16 protein-coding genes and 4 tRNA genes are annotated in these 18,610 nt (G+C 60.2%); 13 read left to right on the forward strand and 7 right to left on the reverse strand.

The annotated features are described in order from the left end of the window. Window positions 1-34 precede the first annotated feature (34 nt). On the reverse strand, window positions 35-3,505 hold the full coding sequence (locus HV782_RS09315; RefSeq protein WP_186748346.1) for a hybrid sensor histidine kinase/response regulator: 3,471 nt from the start codon (window positions 3,503-3,505) through the stop codon (window positions 35-37). A 245-nt stretch (window positions 3,506-3,750) separates the two neighbouring features. After that, the gene (locus HV782_RS09320) at window positions 3,751-4,293 is read right to left on the reverse strand and encodes a TetR/AcrR family transcriptional regulator (protein WP_123465938.1); all 543 of its coding nucleotides are present in this window, start codon (window positions 4,291-4,293) and stop codon (window positions 3,751-3,753) included. A 91-nt stretch (window positions 4,294-4,384) separates the two neighbouring features. Between HV782_RS09320 and HV782_RS09325 the strand changes: the two genes are divergently transcribed. The 4 genes from HV782_RS09325 to HV782_RS09340 all read left to right on the forward strand — a co-directional run bounded on the left by HV782_RS09325 (window position 4,385) and on the right by HV782_RS09340 (window position 9,179). Next, window positions 4,385-5,584 (forward strand): MFS transporter, encoded by a 1,200-nt coding sequence (locus HV782_RS09325; RefSeq protein ID WP_186748339.1) that lies wholly within the window; start codon window positions 4,385-4,387, stop codon window positions 5,582-5,584. A 52-nt stretch (window positions 5,585-5,636) separates the two neighbouring features. Continuing rightward, window positions 5,637-5,948, forward strand: a complete 312-nt coding sequence (locus HV782_RS09330; RefSeq protein WP_128613910.1) for a cupin domain-containing protein — start codon at window positions 5,637-5,639, stop codon at window positions 5,946-5,948. A gap of 105 nt (window positions 5,949-6,053) precedes the next feature. After that, window positions 6,054-7,205, forward strand: a complete 1,152-nt coding sequence (locus HV782_RS09335; protein WP_128613911.1) for a TDT family transporter — start codon at window positions 6,054-6,056, stop codon at window positions 7,203-7,205. 99 nt (window positions 7,206-7,304) lie between these two features. After that, a complete protein-coding gene (locus HV782_RS09340) occupies window positions 7,305-9,179 on the forward strand; it encodes an MFS transporter (RefSeq protein WP_186748337.1) in 1,875 nt (624 codons plus the stop codon). A gap of 98 nt (window positions 9,180-9,277) precedes the next feature. Here the strand turns inward: HV782_RS09340 and sugE are convergent, their stop codons facing one another. The 3 genes from sugE to rdgC all read right to left on the reverse strand — a co-directional run bounded on the left by sugE (window position 9,278) and on the right by rdgC (window position 11,752). Continuing rightward, on the reverse strand, window positions 9,278-9,592 hold the full coding sequence (sugE, locus tag HV782_RS09345) for a quaternary ammonium compound efflux SMR transporter SugE (RefSeq protein ID WP_123465948.1): 315 nt from the start codon (window positions 9,590-9,592) through the stop codon (window positions 9,278-9,280). A gap of 119 nt (window positions 9,593-9,711) precedes the next feature. Continuing rightward, window positions 9,712-10,677 (reverse strand): bile acid:sodium symporter family protein, encoded by a 966-nt coding sequence (locus HV782_RS09350; protein WP_123465950.1) that lies wholly within the window; start codon window positions 10,675-10,677, stop codon window positions 9,712-9,714. Between the two features lie 154 nt (window positions 10,678-10,831). Next, entirely contained in the window at window positions 10,832-11,752 is a 921-nt protein-coding gene (rdgC, locus tag HV782_RS09355; protein ID WP_047600223.1) for a recombination-associated protein RdgC, read from the reverse strand. 159 nt (window positions 11,753-11,911) lie between these two features. Here rdgC and HV782_RS09360 point away from each other — a divergent pair. The 4 genes from HV782_RS09360 to HV782_RS09375 all read left to right on the forward strand — a co-directional run bounded on the left by HV782_RS09360 (window position 11,912) and on the right by HV782_RS09375 (window position 12,453). Further along, window positions 11,912-11,987: transfer RNA gene (locus HV782_RS09360), tRNA-Val, on the forward strand. Window positions 11,988-12,006: 19 nt separating this feature from the next. Then, a tRNA-Asp gene (locus HV782_RS09365) sits at window positions 12,007-12,083 on the forward strand. Between the two features lie 198 nt (window positions 12,084-12,281). Further along, a tRNA-Val gene (locus HV782_RS09370) sits at window positions 12,282-12,357 on the forward strand. 19 nt (window positions 12,358-12,376) lie between these two features. Further along, a tRNA-Asp gene (locus HV782_RS09375) sits at window positions 12,377-12,453 on the forward strand. A 202-nt stretch (window positions 12,454-12,655) separates the two neighbouring features. Here HV782_RS09375 and HV782_RS09380 read toward each other — a convergent pair. Both HV782_RS09380 and HV782_RS09385 read right to left on the reverse strand, forming a co-directional pair. Next, window positions 12,656-13,825: a catalase family protein gene (locus HV782_RS09380; protein WP_186748753.1), complete on the reverse strand. Its 1,170-nt coding sequence runs from the start codon at window positions 13,823-13,825 to the stop codon at window positions 12,656-12,658. After that, window positions 13,822-15,630: a di-heme-cytochrome C peroxidase gene (locus HV782_RS09385; RefSeq protein ID WP_128616549.1), complete on the reverse strand. Its 1,809-nt coding sequence runs from the start codon at window positions 15,628-15,630 to the stop codon at window positions 13,822-13,824. Before HV782_RS09385 ends, HV782_RS09380 begins: the two co-directional genes overlap by 4 nt. 271 nt (window positions 15,631-15,901) lie before the next feature. Here HV782_RS09385 and bamJ point away from each other — a divergent pair, with 271 nt between their 5' ends. The 5 genes from bamJ (at window position 15,902) to HV782_RS09410 (ending at window position 18,597) form a co-directional block, all read left to right on the forward strand. Beyond that, on the forward strand, window positions 15,902-16,618 hold the full coding sequence (bamJ, locus tag HV782_RS09390; RefSeq protein WP_123465956.1) for a BamJ family beta-barrel-assembly machinery protein: 717 nt from the start codon (window positions 15,902-15,904) through the stop codon (window positions 16,616-16,618). A gap of 293 nt (window positions 16,619-16,911) precedes the next feature. Continuing rightward, window positions 16,912-17,367: a YkvA family protein gene (locus HV782_RS09395; protein ID WP_123465958.1), complete on the forward strand. Its 456-nt coding sequence runs from the start codon at window positions 16,912-16,914 to the stop codon at window positions 17,365-17,367. 112 nt (window positions 17,368-17,479) lie between these two features. Beyond that, complete coding sequence (locus tag HV782_RS09400; RefSeq protein ID WP_123465960.1) at window positions 17,480-17,821, forward strand: helix-turn-helix domain-containing protein; 342 nt, start codon at window positions 17,480-17,482, stop codon at window positions 17,819-17,821. Continuing rightward, window positions 17,818-18,189, forward strand: coding sequence for a hypothetical protein (locus HV782_RS09405; protein ID WP_003223109.1), 372 nt, complete (start codon window positions 17,818-17,820; stop codon window positions 18,187-18,189). Before HV782_RS09400 ends, HV782_RS09405 begins: the two co-directional genes overlap by 4 nt. Beyond that, on the forward strand, window positions 18,190-18,597 hold the full coding sequence (locus HV782_RS09410) for an SEL1-like repeat protein (protein WP_128616548.1): 408 nt from the start codon (window positions 18,190-18,192) through the stop codon (window positions 18,595-18,597). The last annotated feature ends 13 nt before the right edge of the window (window positions 18,598-18,610 follow it).

Here is an 18,610-nt window from a genome sequence, read left to right on the forward strand (position 1 = left end):
GCAAGCGCCCTCGCCACAGGCCTCATGAGTGCGCTTAAAGCGGCACATACCGGCTCAGCAACGCCCGCAACGCCGCCGGTTTCACCGGTTTGGCCAGGTAATCCAGCCCTGCCGCATGCACCTGCGCCACAGTTTCCGGCCGGCCATCGGCACTGATCACCACCCCCGGCACCGGCTCTCCCAGCGTGGTGCGTAACCATGCCATCAACTCGGTGCCGGTATCGCCGTGATCGAGGTGATAGTCCACCAGCGCCAATTGCGGGCGCACCCCCTCGCTCAACAACGCCGCACATTCCTCGCGATTGCGTGCAGTCCAGACCTGGCAGCCCCAGCGAGTCAACAAGCTGTTCATGCCGATCAGAATGCTGTCTTCATTGTCGATGCACAGCACCTGCGCACCGCCCAGCAACTTGCCATTCAACTCGGTAGTGGTGCTGGCCGGCACGGTTTGCGTGCGGGCCAACGGTACACTGACGCTGAACACGCTGCCGCGCCCCGGCCACGATCGCACACGCAACGTATGCCCCAGTACCCGGCATAGACCATCGGCAATCGCCAAACCCAGCCCGAGGCCCTTTTCGGCGCGGGTCTGGTGGCTGTCGAGGCGCTTGAACTCCTCGAAAATCACCTGCTGTTTGTCTTCCGGAATGCCCGGCCCGCGATCCCACACCTCCAGACACAATTCGTCGCCACGGCGCCGCACACCCAGCAAAACCGGACCTTTGGCATAACGGAAGGCGTTGGTGAGGAAGTTCTGCAGAATTCGCCGCAGCAACTTGATGTCGCTGTCGATGCGCAAATGGCTGCCGCGCACGCGGAAGCTCAGGCCTTGTTCCTGCGCCAGCGCCTTGAATTCGGCGCCGAGGGTGTCGAACAGTTCGTTGATGGCAAACGGCTTGCGATCGGGATTGATCTTGCCGTTTTCCAGGCGGGAAATGTCCAGCAGGTCGCTGATCAGGTCCTCGGCCGAACGCAGCGAACTGTCGAGGTGCTGCACCAGTTTCTGCGCCTCGCTGCTCAGCCCGTCGTCCTGATGGGAGAGGGCCGCGGAGAACAGGCGCGCGGCGTTCAGCGGTTGCATCAGGTCGTGGCTGACGGCGGCCAGAAAGCGCGTTTTCGACTGGTTGGCGGCCTCGGCGGTGCCCTTTGCCTCGGTCAGGGCGACGTTGAGTTGCGACAGTTCCTGAGTCCGCTCGGTGACTCGTTGTTCCAGGCCTTCGTTGGCCTCGGTCAGCGCCTGTTCGGCTTCGCGGAACGCAGTGATGTCGGTGAAACTCATGACGAAACCGCCGCCGGGCATCGGGTTGCCGATCAGCTCGATCACCCGGCCATTGGGGAACAGACGTTCCGAGGTGTGCGCACGGCCCTGACGCATCCAGTGCAGGCGCCGGGCGACATGCACTTCCGCTTCGCCGGGGCCACACAAGCCGCGCTCGGCGTTGTAGCGAATGATGTCGGCGATCGGCCTGCCGACGCTGATCAAGCCGTCCGGGTAGTTGAACAGCTCCAGATAGCGACGGTTCCAGGCCACCAGTTTCAGCGACTGGTCGACCACGCTGATGCCTTGGGTAATGTTCTCGATCGCGCCTTGCAGCAGGGCGCGGTTGAATTGCAGCACTTCCGAGGCTTCGTCGGCGATCCGGACGACGTCCTCAAGCTGCATTTCCCGGCCTTCAATGGCGGCTTTTACCACTGCACGGGTCGAAGACGCTCCGAGCACCCCGGCCAGCAACCGTTCGGTATGGGCAATCCATTCGCTGTCGGCATTCTGGTTCGGGTTGAAGCCTTTGCCCTGGCGATAAGCAAAACGGATGAAGCTTTGCCGCGCACGTTCTTCACCGACAAAGCGTGCGGCCAGTTGCAGCAGATCGTCGATTTGCACCGCAAGCATCGAGCGCGCACTCGGCCGGGCGCTGATTTCCTGTCCGATAAAACGCCCGGCCTGCCAGTGCTCCGATACTCGCGTGCGCGACAGCACCGAGACCCAGGCGAACAAAGTGAAGTTACCGGCCAGCGACAGCACCACGCCTTGGGTCAGTGGCGTGATCGGCAGGTTCAGCGGATTACCGTGCAGCCATGCCAGCCCCGGAAAACTGCTCAGGGACCAGCCGAGGCTGTGCGCAGCAATCGGCAGAACCAGTGTGTAGAACCACAGAAAGGTCCCGGCTGCGAGTCCGGCGAAAACGCCACGACGGTTGGCCTGTTTCCAGTACAGCGCGCCCAGCATCGCCGGTGCCAGTTGCGTCACCGCGGCAAAGGCGATCTGGCCGATGGTTGCCAGGCTCGCGGTCGAACCGAGCAGGCGATAGCTGACATAGGCCAGCAACAGAATCACCACGATGCTCACCCGGCGCACAGAGAGCATCCACTGGCGGAACACCTCAAACGGCCGCTCGGCATTATTGCGCCGCAGCAACCACGGCAACAGCATGTCGTTGGACACCATGGTCGACAGCGCCACGCTGGCGACAATCACCATGCCGGTGGCAGCCGACGCACCGCCGATAAATGCCAGCATCGCCAGTGCCGGATGGGCCTGGGCCAGCGGCAGGCTGATCACGAATGAGTCGGGCAATACGTCGCCGGGCAGCAGCATCTGCCCGGCGAGGGCGATCGGCACGACAAACAGCGCGGCGAGGGCGAGGTACGCCGGAAATACCCATTTGGCCAGGCGCAGATCCTGCGGGTCGATGTTCTCCACCACGGTGACGTGGAATTGCCGCGGCAAACAGATGATCGCCATCATCGCCACGCCGGTCTGTACCACCATCGACGGCCAGTTGATGGTCTCTTTCCAGTATTCCTCGAGGCGCGGGGCGAGCATCGCCTGATTGAACAGATCGTCGAAGCCGTCGTACAGACCGTACGTCACGAAGGTTCCGACGGCGAGAAAGGCGAACAGCTTGACCAGCGATTCGAAGGCAATCGCCAGCACCATGCCACGGTGGTGTTCCGTGGCGTCGAGGTTGCGCGTGCCGAAGACAATGGTGAACAGCGCCAGCACCAGCGAGACGATCAGCGCGGTGTCCTGGGCGCGAGTGCCCATGGCATCGGCACCGGCGCCGATCAACAGGTTCACGCCGAGGACAATACCTTTGAGTTGCAGGGCGATGTAGGGCAGAACGCCGACCAGGCAGATCAGCGCGACTACCACCGCCAGCGATTGCGATTTGCCGTAGCGCGCGGCAATGAAGTCAGCGATGGAGGTGATGTTCTCCTGTTTGCTGATCATCACCATTTTTTGCAGAACCCACGGCGCGCCGACCAATAGCAGGATCGGCCCGAGGTAAATCGGCAGGAACGACCACAGTTGCTCGGCAGCCTGACCGACGGCGCCGAAGAACGTCCAGCTGGTGCAGTAAACCGCCAGCGACAGGCTGTACACCCACGCGCGCATCCGCGGCGGCAACGGCGCACTGCGACGGTCGCCGTAGAAGGCGATGGCGAACATGATGGCCATATAGGCCAGGGCGACGGCGGCGATCAGCCCGGTGGACAACGACATGCAACACTCCCGACAGAAGACTCCCTGGCATTCCTGCCCGGGCGGACAGTCTCGCATGTGCGCGGCGGTTAGTCAGTGTCGACCAAGGTCGTGGCGTGGCGGGGTGTCGCAGCGCAAGAGCCGGGTGGTTTTTGCAGTGACCGTTCAGGCCTCATCGCTGGCAAGCCAGCTCCCACAAAAATCTCCAGTGGCACAGACGCCGTGACCTCACAGATCCTGTGGGCGCTGGCTTGCCAGCGATGGCGTCAGTCCTGACGCAACGCGATATCAATCAGGCGATGCAACTCTTCAACCTCCAGCGCCGCCGCTGAAAACAGAATCCGGAACACCACTGGCGCCACCACCAGATTGATCAACCGATCAATGCTCGGCGCCGCTTCATCCGGGTGGCGCTCAATGATGGTCTGCAGCTGCGCGCCGAGGATTGTCACGCAGTACCCCGGCGTGGCACTGGCCTGCACGTCGCGCATCATGTTGCGCCCGGGCTCGGAACTCATCTCGTCGAGGTATTGCTCGGCCCAGGCGCGGATATCGCTGCGCAGACTGCCGGTTTGTGCCGGTTCGCTGTCAGGGCGCATGCGGGCAAGCGCGACGTCCGCCAGCAACGCCGCCAGATCACCCCAGCGTCGATAAATCGTCGATGGCGTGACCCCGGCGCGCGCGGCGATTTGCGGCACGGTCACGCTCGAACGCTCCTGTTCCTGCAGCAGTGCACGGACCGCCGAATGAATTGCATCTTGCACCCGGGCGCTGCGGCCACCGGGGCGTAAACCTTCTTTAATAGCCATGGGGTAGACCTTAACACAAAGAATTTGCTTTAAGCGTGAGGCGGTAGCACACTCCGCAAAAGCAAAAAATTAGCTTTTGCGGAGTGTGCACATGACCAGCCCTTTTAATAACGACGCTTCCAACCGTTCCAGCCTGTGGTTTCTGGCGATCACCTTACTCAGTTTTCTCGCCGCTTCCACCGCGCCGACGCCGTTGTATCACCTGTACCAGGACCAGTTGCACTTCTCGGCAGCGGTGCTGACCCTGATTTTCGGCGTTTACGCCCTCAGTCTGCTGGCGGCGTTACTGACCGTCGGTTCGCTGTCCGATCACCTCGGACGCAAACCGGTGATTTTTACTGCCGTGCTGCTCAACGCTTTGGCGATGGTGTTGTTTATCGGGGCCGACAGCGTGACCTGGCTGATCAGCGCACGGGTGCTGCAAGGCTTCGCCACCGGCATGGCCACCGCCGTTTTAAGCGCAACACTGCTCGATACGGATCGTCAGCAAGGGCCATTGATCAACAGCGTCGCGCCATTATTGGGCATGGCGTTGGGTGGCATGGGCTGCGGTTTGCTCGCCGAGTTCGCCCCGGCGCCGCTGCAGTTGACCTACTGGTTATTGCTTGCGCTGTTTGTGTTGCAGGCGCTGTATGTCTGGCGCCTGCCGGAAACGGTCACCCGGCAAGCGGGGGCGTGGGCGTCGCTGCGACCGACGCTGCATGTGCCGGTGCAGGCGCGCCCGACCCTGTGGCGAGTGCTGCCGCTGAACACCGCGACCTGGGCGCTCGGCGGTTTTTACGCGTCGTTGGCCCCGTCGCTGGTGCGCACCGCCACCGGTTCGACCTCCAACCTGATCGGTGGCGCGACCGTGGCGGCCCTGACTGTGACCGGAGCGCTGATGATTTTCACCATGCGCAATCGACCCGCCGCGCGCTCGCTGCAATGGGGCGCGAGTCTGCTGCCGATCGGCCTGGTGCTGATTCTGCTCGGCATGCACAGCGCCAGTCTGTCGCTGTTTTTCCTCGGCACGCTGGTGGCCGGTTGTGGGTTCGGTGCGGGATTCCTCGGCGCCGTGCGCAGCCTGGTACCGCTGGCCTTGCCCCATGAGCGGGCCGGTCTGATGTCGGCATATTACGTGCTGAGTTACCTGGCGTTCTGTTTGCCGGCGTTGCTGGCCGGGCACCTGACCCGCAGCCTGGGGTTGTTGGTGACCACCGATGGTTATGGCGCGGTGTTGATTGTGCTGGCCGTGGCGGCATTGTTGCTCAGCTTGCGTCCGGCACCGGCCAAGGTGTGTCGCGCGCCATAAGCGCAGCGCTTTCGGTTAGCCTTGCGCAGTCAATCTGCTCACGGAACGATTCATGAAGATCATTCGCAGCAAGTCCTTCACCGCCGACCGCGCCTGGGGCGCGCTGGACATCGCCAACATGAACGGCATCACCACGCGCCTGCACTGGACGGATCAGCCGTACAAATGGCACGTCAACGACGGTGAGGAAGTGTTTGTGGTGCTCGATGGCCGGGTGCAGATGCGCTATCGCGAGGGAAGTGAAGAAAAGCAGGTGCTGCTGGAGGTCGGCGATATTTTTTATGCCTCGGTCGGCACTGAGCATGTGGCGCATCCGCAGGGCGCGGCGCGGATTCTGGTGATAGAAAGCGAAGGCAGTGTCTGACGGCTTATCCATAAAACAGATAACAGTTAGAGATATTACCCGTTATATAGATATTCGATTCAGATCTACCATGGACTCAACCTCACCAGAGGACAGGAGTTCATGATGATTTGCCCCAACAGCGTCAAAACCGGCCTCAAGCCATTCAGCCAGCTTCAGCATCCGCGTGAAGTGATCCGCCAGTTCACCCCTAACTGGTTCGCCGCAACCATGGGCACCGGTGTGCTGGCGTTGGCGCTGGCGCAATTGCCGCTGGCTATTCCCGGATTACACACCGTTGCCGAAGGGCTGTGGCTGTTCAACATCCTGTTGTTCACCCTGTTTACCTTCGCCTACGCCGCGCGCTGGATCCTGTTCTTTGACGAGGCGCGGCGGATTTTCGGTCATTCCACCGTGTCGATGTTCTTCGGCACCATTCCCATGGGCCTGGCGACGATCATCAACGGCTTTCTGCTGTTCGGCCTGCCACGCTGGGGGGAAGGTGTGATTCACCTTGCCGAAGTGCTGTGGTGGTTCGATGTGGGCATGTCTCTGGCCTGCGGCGTGTTGATTCCCTACATGATGTTTACCCGTCAGGAGCACAGCATCGACCAGATGACCGCTGTGTGGTTGTTGCCCGTGGTGGCCGCAGAAGTGTCAGCGGCCAGTGGCGGCTTGCTCGCACCGCATCTCGCCGATGCCCATGCGCAACTGGTGGTGTTGACCACCAGCTACGTGCTCTGGGCCTTTTCCCTGCCGGTGGCGTTCAGCATCCTGACGATCCTGTTGCTGCGTATGGCCCTGCACAAGCTGCCCCACGAAAACATGGCCGCGTCGAGCTGGCTGGCGCTCGGTCCGATCGGCACGGGAGCGTTGGGCATGTTGTTGCTGGGGGGCGACGCGCCGGCGATCTTTGCCGCCAACGGTTTGCCGGGTGTCGGTGAAATTGCTTCGGGCCTGGGCCTGGTGGCAGGTATCACGCTGTGGGGCTTCGGCTTGTGGTGGATGTTGATGGCATTACTGATTACCGCGCGTTATTTGCGCGACGGTATCCCGTTCAACCTCGGCTGGTGGGGCTTCACCTTTCCGTTGGGCGTGTATTCGCTGGCGACGCTGAAACTGGCCAGCGTTCTCAATCTGGCGTTTTTCAATGTCGTCGGCACGGTGTTGGTGACTTTACTGGCAGTGATGTGGCTGATTGTCGGCAAACGTACCGTGCAAGGCGCATGGCGCGGCGAGCTGTTTGTCTCGCCCTGCATTGCAGGTTTGAAGAAATAACCTGGAAAGTTTAGGTAAGGTGTGGCCTGGATCGCGGTTCGAGATTCCAATAAGCAGTACCCAGGCCTCTCTACCTTAAACATCAGGGACACACGGAAGATGAGTCACCCCTCACAGTTCAACCTGCTGCGCACCCGGCGCTTCTTGCCGTTTTTCATCACCCAGTCGCTCGGTGCGTTCAACGACAACGTTTTTAAACAGTCGTTGATCCTCGCCATTCTTTACCGCCTGACCATCGAAGGTGACCGCTCGATCTGGGTCAACCTGTGTGCGCTGCTGTTTATTCTGCCGTTTTTCCTGTTCTCGGCACTGGCCGGGCAGTTTGGCGAAAAATTCGCCAAGGACGCGCTGATCCGTCTGATCAAACTCGCGGAAATCGCCATCATGGCCGTAGGATCGGTCGGGTTTCTCTTTGATCACTTGTCGCTGATGCTGGTGGCGCTGTTCGCCATGGGCACGCACTCGGCGCTGTTCGGGCCGGTGAAATATTCGATCCTGCCGCAAGCGCTGCGTGAGGATGAGTTGGTAGGCGGTAACGGCCTGGTGGAGATGGGCACGTTTCTGGCGATCCTCGCCGGGACGATTGGCGCCGGGGTCATCATGTCATCGACCCATTACGCGCCGCTGGTCTCGACCGCCATTGTCGGGATTGCCGTGCTGGGTTATCTGGCCAGCCGCAGCATCCCGCGCGCTGCAGCCGCATCCCCGGAAATGCGCCTGAACTGGAACATCTTCAGCCAGTCCTGGGCGACTTTGAAACTCGGTCTGGGGCAGACGCCAGCGGTGTCGCGCTCGATTGTCGGCAACTCATGGTTCTGGTTTGTCGGGGCGATTTATCTGACGCAGATCCCGGCGTACGCCAAGGAGTGGATGCACGGCGACGAAACCGTGGTCACCCTGATTCTTACCGTATTTTCGGTCGGTATCGCACTGGGTTCGATGCTGTGCGAGAAGCTCTCCGGGCGTAAGGTCGAGATCGGTCTGGTGCCGTTCGGCTCGTTCGGTCTGACCGTGTTTGGTCTGTTGTTGTGGTGGCATTCCGGCGGTATCCCGGAAAGCGTCACGGGCCACAGCTGGATTGAAGTGCTGGGCTTCGTGCACACCTGGGCGGTGTTGGTCGACATTCTCGGCCTCGGTATTTTTGGCGGCTTCTATATTGTGCCGCTGTATGCGTTGATCCAGTCGCGCACTGCGGAGAACGAGCGGGCGCGGGTGATCGCTGCCAACAACATTCTCAATGCGCTGTTTATGGTGGTCTCGGCGATCGTTTCGATTGTGTTGCTCAGTGTGGCCAAGCTGTCGATTCCGCAGCTGTTTCTTGTGGTGTCGCTGCTGAACATCGGCGTCAACGCCTACATCTTCAAGATCGTTCCCGAATTCAGCATGCGTTTCATGATCTGGCTGCTCAGCCATTCCATGTACCGGGTCGAACATCGCAACCTGGAGGCGATTCCCGACGAAGGTGCGGCCCTGCTGGTGTGCAACCACGTGTCGTTTGTCGACGCCTTGCTGATTGGTGGCGCGGTGCGTCGGCCGATTCGCTTTGTCATGTACTACAAAATCTACAACCTGCCGGTGCTGAACTTTATCTTTCGCACCGCAGGGACGATTCCGATCGCCGGGCGCAACGAAGACATCCAGATCTATGAAAGGGCCTTCACCCGGATTGCCCAGTATCTGAAGGACGGTGAGCTGGTGTGCATCTTCCCGGAAGGCAAGTTGACCACTGACGGCGAGATCAATGAGTTCAAGGGGGGGCTGACGCGGATTCTCGAGGAGACCCCGGTGCCGGTGATTCCGCTGGCGTTGCAAGGGTTGTGGGGCAGTTTCTTCAGCCGTGATCCGAACAAGGGCCTGTTCAAGCGGTTGTGGTCGCGGGTGACGTTGGTGGCAGGTTCGGCGGTAGCGGTTGAGGCGGCGGAGCCGGCGAAGTTGCAGGGGGTGGTGGGGGAGTTGCGCGGCAGCGTTCGATAGTTGCCAACTGATCTGGCCTCATCGCGAGCAGGCTCACTCCTACATTTGAAATGCGTCCCCCCTGCAGGAGTGAGCCTGCTCGCGATAGCGGTAGAGGCTTAGGCGCTGATTTTGAGGCCGATCAACCCGGTAACGATCAACGCCACACTGGCCAGCCGAATCAACGCCATCGACTCGCCAAACAGAATGATCCCGGCAATCACCGTGCCCACGGCACCGACCCCGGTCCAGATCGCATAGGCCGTGCCCAGCGGCAGCTCCTTCATCGCCAGGCCGAGCAGGCCAAGGCTGATGGCCATCGCCGCAACGGTCAGTGCAGTGGGGAGCGGACGACTGAAGCCGTCGGTGTATTTCAGGCCGACGGCCCAGCCGACTTCGAACAGACCGGCGAAAAACAGAATGATCCAGGACATGAAAGACCTCCATCGTTTGACGGGGTCGTCCCCAGATTAAGCACTCGAGCGAGTCGCAGGGTCGTCCCCGCGTAGCGCAATAGTCTGACGAGCATTAACCCGGGGATCAAGTTTCGCGGTCAGTCGGTCGCTTGCCCGGCCAGCGTCTCGCGATCTTCTTTCTCGCTCATGCGCCGGAAGTAGGTGGAAAGCAAAGCCCCGGAAATGTTGTGCCAGACACTGAACAGCGCACTGGGCACCGCCGCCAATGGCGAAAAGTGCGCGCTGGCCAGCGCGGCGCCCAACCCCGAATTCTGCATGCCCACTTCCAGTGCCAGCGACTTGCGCTGGGCCAATGGCAGGTTGAACAGGCGGCCGGTGAAGTAACCGAGCAGGTAGCCAAAGCTGTTGTGCAGCATCACCACCGCCATGATCAACAAGCCGGACTCGGCAATTTTCGCCTGACTGGCAGCCACCACCGCAGTGACGATGATCACAATGCTGACCACCGACACCAGCGGCAACACCTCCACCGCATGGCGCACCTTGTTACCGAGCAAGCGCTGTGCAACCACGCCGAGGATGATCGGCAGCAACACCACTTGCAGGATCGACCAGAACAATTCCATGAACGACACTGGCAACCATGCCGAGGCCAGCAGCCAGATCAAGGCCGGGGTCAGCAGCGGAGCGAGGAGGGTGGTGACGGCGGCAATCGCCACTGACAGCGCCAGGTCACCGCGGGCCAGCCAGGTCATGACGTTGGAAGACGTGCCACTCGGGCAGCAGCCGACCAGAATCACCCCGACGGCGATTTCCGGCGGCAGGTGGAAAATCTGGCAGAGCAACCACGCCATGCCGGGCATGATCACGAAGTGCGCAACCACGCCCAGCGCCACGCGCCACGGATGGCGGGCGACGGCCGCGAAGTCGTCGAGTTTGAGGGTCAGGCCCATGCCGAACATCACCAGCCCGAGCAGCGGCACGATTGCGCCCTTGAGGCCGAGGAACCACGCCGGCTGCAGGAACGCAATTACAGCGAAAATCAGAACCCAGTAAGCGAAGGTATTGCCGACAAAGCGGCTGAGTGCAGCCAGTGCGCGCATGGCTTGTTCCTTATTATGGGAAAGCGTTAGGAAGCTAAGCATACGTCGCCAACAAAAAGATCGCAGCCTCCGGCAGCTCCTACAGGAAAAATGCATTCCAGATGTAGGAGTTGCCGAAGGCTGCGATCTTTTAAGCTTTCACACAAAAGGCAGGTCAGATCCCCTGCGGCGTCTCTTCACCGCCCAACGCCTCAACCAGCGCCGGCAGGAAGTCGCCGAAGGTCAGCATCATCAGGGTGAAGCTCGCATCCAGCTGGCCCAGCGCTTCGTCGCCGCCGTCCTGTTCCGCCTGATCCTGCAACAGATCTTCGAACTTCAGGCGCTTGACGGTCATTTTGTCGTCGAGCATGAACGACAGTTTGTCCTGCCAGGCCAGCGACAGTTGAGTCACGACTTTGCCTGTGCTCAGGTGCAACTGGATTTCTTCACTGGTCAGGTCCTGACGCTTGCAGCGCACGATGCCACCGTCTTCGTGGGTGTCGCGCAGTTCGCACTCGTCCAGTACGAAGAAGTCCGGGGCGGCTTGCTGGGTGGTGACCCATTCGGTCATCACGGCGGTCGGCGCGGTTTTCACGGTCAGCGGACGGACGGGCAGGGTGCCGAGCACTTCACGCAGGGTGGAGAGCAGGTCTTCGGCGCGCTTCGGGCTGGCCGAGTTGACCAGGATCAGGCCCTGTTTCGGCGCGATGGCGGCGAAGGTCGACGAGCGACGAATGAACGCGCGCGGCAGGAAGGCCTGGATGATTTCATCCTTGATCTGATCGCGTTCCTTCTTATAGACCTTGCGCATCTGCTCGGCTTCGATCTCTTCAACCTTTTCTTTGACGGCGTCACGCACGACGCTGCCCGGCAGAATGCGTTCTTCTTTACGTGCAGCGATCAGCAGGAAATCACCGCTGACGTGCACCAGTGGAGCATCTTCGCCTTTGCCGAATGGCGCGACGAAACCGTAGGTGGTCAACTCCTGGCTTGCACATGGACGCGCCAGTTTGGTGGCCAGTGCAGTTTCCAGCGCCTCGGCATCGACAGGCAGGTCTTGGGTCAGGCGATAGATAAGCAGGTTTTTGAACCACATGGGGTGAGTCTCTCCTTTATACAAAGGGGGGCATTATTGTCTTCGCCGTGCCGTAGGCCAACCCTTCTCTAAGCCTTTGGAAGGCCTGAGAAAATTATTTAAAAAAGTGCTTGCCAGAGGTTGGGTCGCTCCGTAGAATGCGCGCCACACCGAAGCGAAGGGTGATTAGCTCAGCTGGGAGAGCGTCTGCCTTACAAGCAGAATGTCGGCGGTTCGATCCCGTCATCACCCACCATTCGTTTCAAGTGTTTAGCGCAGCGGTAGTTCAGTCGGTTAGAATACCGGCCTGTCACGCCGGGGGTCGCGGGTTCGAGTCCCGTCCGCTGCGCCATATTCGGTAACCTGGACCACTGAACGCCAGGTCACCACGGAATAACCCGCTGAGGCGGGTTTTTTTCTGTCTCACGTTTGTACCTTGTTCCATCGGGTTGTGTCGTTTCACCGGTTTTCGGATTTATTTGAAAAAAAATTCAATTAAATCAACACTTTATGAAAACTTGTGGCATAATGCGCCCCGTAACGAAGCGAAGGGTGATTAGCTCAGCTGGGAGAGCGTCTGCCTTACAAGCAGAATGTCGGCGGTTCGATCCCGTCATCACCCACCATTCGTTTCAAGCGTTTCGCGCAGCGGTAGTTCAGTCGGTTAGAATACCGGCCTGTCACGCCGGGGGTCGCGGGTTCGAGTCCCGTCCGCTGCGCCATATTCGGTTATCTGGAACACTGAACGCCAGATGACCACGCAAAGCCCGCCTTGTGCGGGCTTTGTGCTATCTGCGATTCGACAATTTCTGCATTGCTTCTGTGGCATTTATCCCCGTTGGGCTGCGAAGCCGGCCCGACTTTTAAAGCTGAGGCCCGCTGCGCAAGCCACCGGGGATAAAACCTCTCGCCACAGGCCGCTGCTTACTGCGTGGCGTTCTGGCTATGCCGATAATCGCTCACCGCCTCATACACCGCCTTGCGCAGTCGGTTGATCCCGCCAATCGGCCGATGGGCCTCGATACCAAACCACGGATTGAACGACAGGTTATCGCAGGCCAGATTCAGCGCCGGGGTATCGAAATCCTGTGGCGGCAGGGTGATCCGCGCCACGGTTTCGAAGGGTGAATCCTGCTCGCGCCATTCGATGCTGGTGTCCTCGATCGGCATGTACTTGTTCGCATCCTGACGCTGAATCTGCAAGACGAAGCAGGCCGGCACGCGATCCGTCGACAACTGCTGATTCAACGCGCTGCGCAGGAAGTTCGGCAGGTCGTGGTTCTGTTTTGGCAGGGTGTAAGCCGGACAATTGTCCGGGGCCGGTGCCACGCGAAACTTCGCATTCGCCTCACCGAACTTGTAAGGCGAAACCGAAAAGTAAGTCGTCCCTGTCGGACTGTCCGGTGGCGGCGACAGCGTCGCCAGCGCGATAAGCAGATGACGGACCTGCCAGGTGCGCGGATCCCAACCGGGGAAAAACGCCAGGATCTTCTTGCCGTCAGCCTGCGCCGCCACATTCTGACGGTACTCGGCGACATCGCTGACAAAGAAGTTGGGGTGGCTGAACATCACGAAGTCTTGCTCGTGCTGTTCCTGGCGATTTCCCAACAACTGCTTGCCGGGTACGTCGAGCAGCTTGATCGCCATGCCCCGTGCGTCGCGAATGCTGTCGAACTGCGGGTAAGCATTGCCGTTGGACAGGCGAATTATCGCCTGCCAGGTGTGTCCCGGTTCGCTGAAGACCCCTTGGCGCAGCGATTGCGCCAGTTGCGGCAATACCTGCACTTCAGCCTTCACGCAGCCGTGAGCCTTGGCATGCGCGTCGCGCAGGAAACGCGTGTTTTCACGGTGTTGATCGACGATGCGCACGGCCGTCTGGATCACGCCTTGTGTCATCCCGGCTTCACCGGAGGGAATCTGTTCCAGTGCCGACACCGGCCCGCGATGCTGCCAGGCCCACCACGCCGTGCCGATGGCCCAGCCAATCAGGCCAATGACGAGCAAAAGCAGCAAGGTTCTGCCCAGCAGGCGGCCCAGCCACAACCAGATCCGCGCCAGCAATGACAGGCGCTTATTGAAGGTCGATAACATCATGGCAGTTGCGCCTCCAGAGGGCCGCCGAGGACTTTCAGGTATTCGAGCAGCGCCCAGCGTTCTTCCGGCAGCAGCAGGCGGCCGATCACGCCATTGCCGCGTTCGCCGGCGCGGAACTCGTGACCACTGTTGTGATTGCCGCTGATCCGCGTGTCGAACAGGAAGCCATTGGTGAAGGCTTCGGTGCGATAACCCAGGTGCCGTGGGTCGTATTCGAAGGTGCCTTTATAGAAGGTGGTGGCGCGTTCATCCTGCGGTGACAGCAGTTGATAAAGGCTCGGCACCGAACCGTTATGCAGAAATGGCCCGGTGGCCCAGACGCCGGCCAGCGGTCGGGCCTTGTACGCGACTTTTTCGCGAACACCGATCGGCAGGCCGAATCCGTCGAGGCGCGGCTTCTCCTCGGGCGTGACCTGAGCCTCGCGATAGGCACGGCCTTCGACGAAGGCGGTCACGTACGCCAGGCCCTTGGCCACCGACAACTGACTCAGATCCAGCGGCTCCTCGGGCGTCGGGTGCAGTTTGACGTCCATTTTTTCCAGTTCTTTCAGGTCCCATTGCAGGGCCGTCAGGTCGAAGCGGTGGCTGGCAATGTTGTTGGCGGCGTTTGGGTCGGTACCGATGACGTCCACCGGCAACAGGGGTAAGCGCTGCACCCAGCGCTCGCCTTCCTGAGTCTTGCGTGGCACATGGCAGCCGGCGCAATTTTCCGCGAACAGCGCGCGTCCTTTGGCCGCGAGAGGTTTATCGACTGCACCGAACAAGGCCTCCGGCCAGGCAGGTGGCCGCAGTTTCTGCAGGGTTTCCTCGATCTTGTGCAGATCGCGCACGCGCACGCTGGAGGCATAGCGCGCATCGCCTTGCAGCGGCTGGCCGTTGGCGTCGAAGAAATTCAGGGTGGCGCCAACGCCCAACGCTTCGCCGATATTGCGGGCCATCGGCTGTTGCGCCGAACCGTTCCACTGCACCCAGTCGAATGTCCACATGTCCCACAGTTGCGGGTAATCCACCGGAGCGTCGGCGATGCGGTAATTGGCAGGGGAGATCGCATCACCGAACGTCGCATTGGCGATCCGCCCAAATGCGTCGGCGCGCCCCGGGCCTTCCTCGGTCGGATAGAGGCCGCGATGGGTGTCGTTCCACGCCACTTTGAGAAACGTATCCAGCGATTGTTTGAAATCCTTGCGCAGTTGCGCATGGCGCGCGTCGTATTCATCGCCCAGTACGTGGCGGGCGAAGCGTTCGAATTTCCACGGGTTGTAGTAAGTCGAGGTCAGACTTGCCACCAATGCCTGTCCGAAACTGCCGCCGCGCAGTGTAGGAACACTCGAAGGCAATACATGCTGCGCCGTCCCACCGTCGATGCGCACGGCCTGGCCTTTAAAGTGCAATTCGCCGGTGTGGCAAGCGGCACAGGTGATGTCCAGATATTGCTCGGTGCTGCCGGCGTTCTGATGTCGGGCAAAACCGACGGGCAAATTGCCGGGGTTGTCCGGTGTGGCTGTTTGCTGCGGGTCGATCAGAAAACCAAAGCGCGCGAGGTAGTCGGGGGCCGCGAAGCGTTGCTCTGAGAAAGGCAACTCCAGCGCCTGGAACCACTCGTAGCGCAGGCCTTTGACCTGGGTGCCCTGAGGGGTGAAGTAATAGGTTTGCCGCTCTTGTTCCGTCCACTGATCCAGGTAATGCACCTGCTGCACGGGTGTGTAGAAAGGCAATTTCGGGTTGGCGACGTAGTACAGAACCACTGTCAGGACCAGTCCCGACAGCACGATGATCAGGGTCAGCACGCGGAGTAAGAGGCGCAAGATAAACATCCTTGTCGAGTTGTTGTGTTGTTATGCCTGAGCCTGACCCTATGCGGCAAGTGGCCATTACGCCAGATGTTGTGGGAAGAGGAGGCTACGGTTGTCAGCAGCAGATGACAGAAGCTTCATCGTGTCTTCGCCCAAATGCGTTTTAATCCCTGAACTTATCGTCGCTTTACTGCTCTCATGCCGGTAGCCATTGGTCGTGGCGGCCTGATAAGCTCGCGGCTTTACTCGATTGCCCTATTCGGCGCATGAACAAGGAAATAGCATGAAACAGCATCGGTTGGCGGCGGCGGTAGCCCTGGTTAGCCTGGTCCTCGCGGGTTGTGATTCGCAGACCAGCGTAGAGCTGAAAACCCCGGCGCAAAAAGCTTCCTACGGTATCGGCCTGAACATGGGCAAGAGCCTGGCTCAGGAAGGCATGGATGATCTGGACTCCAAAGCGGTAGCCCAGGGCATCGAAGATGCCGTCGGCAAGAAAGAACAGAAGCTGAAAGATGAAGAACTGGTCGAAGCCTTCGCCGCGCTGCAAAAGCGTGCTGAAGAGCGCATGGCCAAGATGAGCGAAGAGTCGGCAGCTGCCGGCAAGAAATTCCTCGAAGAAAACGGCAAGAAAGCGGGTGTCACCACCACCGCTTCCGGCCTGCAGTACGAAGTGATCAAGAAAGCCGACGGCCCACAGCCCAAGCCGACTGACGTAGTGACCGTTCACTACACCGGCAAGCTGACCAACGGCACCGTATTCGACAGCTCCGTCGAGCGCGGCAGCCCGATTGATCTGCCGGTAAGTGGCGTGATTCCGGGGTGGGTCGAAGGCCTGCAACTGATGCACGTTGGCGAGAAGTACAAACTGTACATCCCTAGCGATCTGGCTTACGGCGCGCAATCGCCAAGCCCGGCAATCCCGGCCAACTCGGTTCTGGTCTTCGACCTGGAACTGCTGGCCATCAAGGATCCAGCCAAAGAAGACGCCGCTGCCAAGTAATCGGCTCCGGTTTCAACAACAACGCCTCGCTTATGCGGGGCGTTGTTGCATCTGGCGGATGGCAAGGGTAAACAGAGCGAACCGATGCCGGTCAGCACAGTCATACCTTTGAGGCTGCCCGCACTAGACGCCCTGAGCCGCCAAGTCAATGAAATATTGGGCTTTTTTATGTGAGTAAAAAACGCCCGATCTGAGCGCAGCCCTTATAAAACGGGGCTCCCAGCGCTGAAATGCAGCTCTGTTCACAAGGTTATCCACAATTTGTGTGGATAACATTTCAATGGGAGGAATAGATGAAAGCTCCGTGGAATTTCGCTCGATTCCTGCCCCTGGCCGGCCGTCTGCTGGCGCGTGGACGCTTGCCGACCCTGTTGTTTGCCGTCGCCAGCAAAGGCGCGGCACAGGGCAATCGCCTCGGCAAACTCAAGGACGACCTGCGTTTGTTGCAGGCATTGTGCCTGGCCTACTGGCGCGGCGAATACCGTGCGATCAGCCCGAAAGCGTTGATCTCCGTGGTTGCTGGCCTGATGTACTTCCTGAGCCCGGTAGATGCCATTCCCGATTTCATTCCCATGTTCGGCATGCTCGACGATATCGCCGTTCTCGCCTGGTTGATGAAAACCCTCGATGATGAACTCAGTGCCTTTCGTCTCTGGCGCAATCGCCAGCAGCCGGAAAAACTGGCGGTGGTTGAACGCCTGCCTGATACCCCCGAGCAATTGCAGCTTCAGGGGCCGAAAAAGCCCTGATTGACGAAGTCGCTCTGCAGATAGATACCCCCCGCGACCTTGGCCGCTGTTAGGATTACACTTCTAGGGAAAAGTGCCGACTCGCTAAGTGTTGTTGTCCTACGGGGTAGTCATGGATATTCAGATAATTGCACGCGATGGCGAGCCCGAATACGCAGTTCTGCCTTGGGCTCACTATCAGGCTCTACTGAAAGCAGCAGGGATCAATGAAACACCGTCGCAGCAGGCTCAAGCGCCTCTCGCGACCACACTGGACCCGATTCTTCCAGGTCTTGATCAACTACGCAGTTTGCGCGAAGGGAAGGGCATCGCCATCGAGGCGCTGGCCCGCACGGTAGGCATCAGCCCGTCTTATCTGGCCATGATCGAAAGCGGCGAGCGTCAGCCTGACGCCGCGATTCGTCGCAGCCTGGCCTGGGAACTGACGGTGCCAGGTTGGAGGGATGAATCGTGAGCGTACGCATCAGTCGTCAACATTGGGACGGATTGCTGGGAGAACTGGATCAGGCGCGCCGGCAGCGCCATCTTCTGACCTACCGAGCCTTGCTCGAACGTTTGCAGTTGCCGACGCCGGCGATGCAAACCCTGACCGCTGCACTGGAGCATCTGGCGGCACTGGACGCCAAGGCCGAACAACCGTTGCGCAGTTCGCTGGTGATCAGTCAGGGCGCCAGTCGCCTGCCGCGCACCGGTTTTTTTGAATGCGTTGAACGTCTGGGGCGTTTTTCGGGGCCGTCCGATGGTGTTGCCGCTGCCTCTTGGCATGCATCGGAAGTGGTCAGAGTCTTCGAATACGAATACCCGGAATCGGCGGAGGCCTGAGTGTTTTTGCGACTCAAGGCGCGTGCCGCTTATTGGCTGGCCCGCAGGCTGTTTCATTGGTCGTGGTTTGTCCGTCAGCCGCGAGGCTGGCGCTGGCTCGAAGGCCAGTTCGCGCGCATGGCCAATCTTGGCGACGTCGGTGCGCAAAGCTTTTACGGGCACATCCTGACCTTCCGTGGTGTTGGCCTCGGCGCACGTGAAGAAGGCGTGCGTTTGTTGCGTCTCGCGGCATTGGCGGGGGATGGCAAAGCGGCCTATCAGGTCGGTGTGATCAGTCTCGCAGGCACCCCGAGCAAAGCACCGGACCCGGCGGACGCAGCCCGCTGGTGGGGCATGGCCGCCAAGGCCGGACACCCGCTGGCCGAGCTCAAACTGAAAGAGCTGAACGCGCGGGATTCAACGCAGTAAATCCATTTGTGTC

The sequence above is a fragment of the Pseudomonas monsensis genome (assembly GCF_014268495.2).
In the GTDB taxonomy this organism is placed as follows: Bacteria; Pseudomonadota; Gammaproteobacteria; order Pseudomonadales; family Pseudomonadaceae; genus Aquipseudomonas; species Aquipseudomonas monsensis.

Excerpts from the sequence above, each read along its gene's own strand:
- HV782_RS09315 (WP_186748346.1), bottom strand. The coding sequence starts at position 3,505 with ATGTCGTTGTCCACCGGGCTGATCGCCGCCGTCGCCCTGGCCTATATG.
- HV782_RS09320 (WP_123465938.1), bottom strand. The coding sequence starts at position 4,293 with ATGGCTATTAAAGAAGGTTTACGCCCCGGTGGCCGCAGCGCCCGGGTG.
- HV782_RS09325 (WP_186748339.1), top strand. The coding sequence starts at position 4,385 with ATGACCAGCCCTTTTAATAACGACGCTTCCAACCGTTCCAGCCTGTGG.
- HV782_RS09330 (WP_128613910.1), top strand. The coding sequence starts at position 5,637 with ATGAAGATCATTCGCAGCAAGTCCTTCACCGCCGACCGCGCCTGGGGC.
- HV782_RS09335 (WP_128613911.1), top strand. The coding sequence starts at position 6,054 with ATGATTTGCCCCAACAGCGTCAAAACCGGCCTCAAGCCATTCAGCCAG.
- HV782_RS09340 (WP_186748337.1), top strand. The coding sequence starts at position 7,305 with ATGAGTCACCCCTCACAGTTCAACCTGCTGCGCACCCGGCGCTTCTTG.
- sugE (WP_123465948.1), bottom strand. The coding sequence starts at position 9,592 with ATGTCCTGGATCATTCTGTTTTTCGCCGGTCTGTTCGAAGTCGGCTGG.
- HV782_RS09350 (WP_123465950.1), bottom strand. The coding sequence starts at position 10,677 with ATGCGCGCACTGGCTGCACTCAGCCGCTTTGTCGGCAATACCTTCGCT.
- rdgC (WP_047600223.1), bottom strand. The coding sequence starts at position 11,752 with ATGTGGTTCAAAAACCTGCTTATCTATCGCCTGACCCAAGACCTGCCT.
- HV782_RS09380 (WP_186748753.1), bottom strand. The coding sequence starts at position 13,825 with ATGATGTTATCGACCTTCAATAAGCGCCTGTCATTGCTGGCGCGGATC.
- bamJ (WP_123465956.1), top strand. The coding sequence starts at position 15,902 with ATGAAACAGCATCGGTTGGCGGCGGCGGTAGCCCTGGTTAGCCTGGTC.
- HV782_RS09395 (WP_123465958.1), top strand. The coding sequence starts at position 16,912 with ATGAAAGCTCCGTGGAATTTCGCTCGATTCCTGCCCCTGGCCGGCCGT.
- HV782_RS09400 (WP_123465960.1), top strand. The coding sequence starts at position 17,480 with ATGGATATTCAGATAATTGCACGCGATGGCGAGCCCGAATACGCAGTT.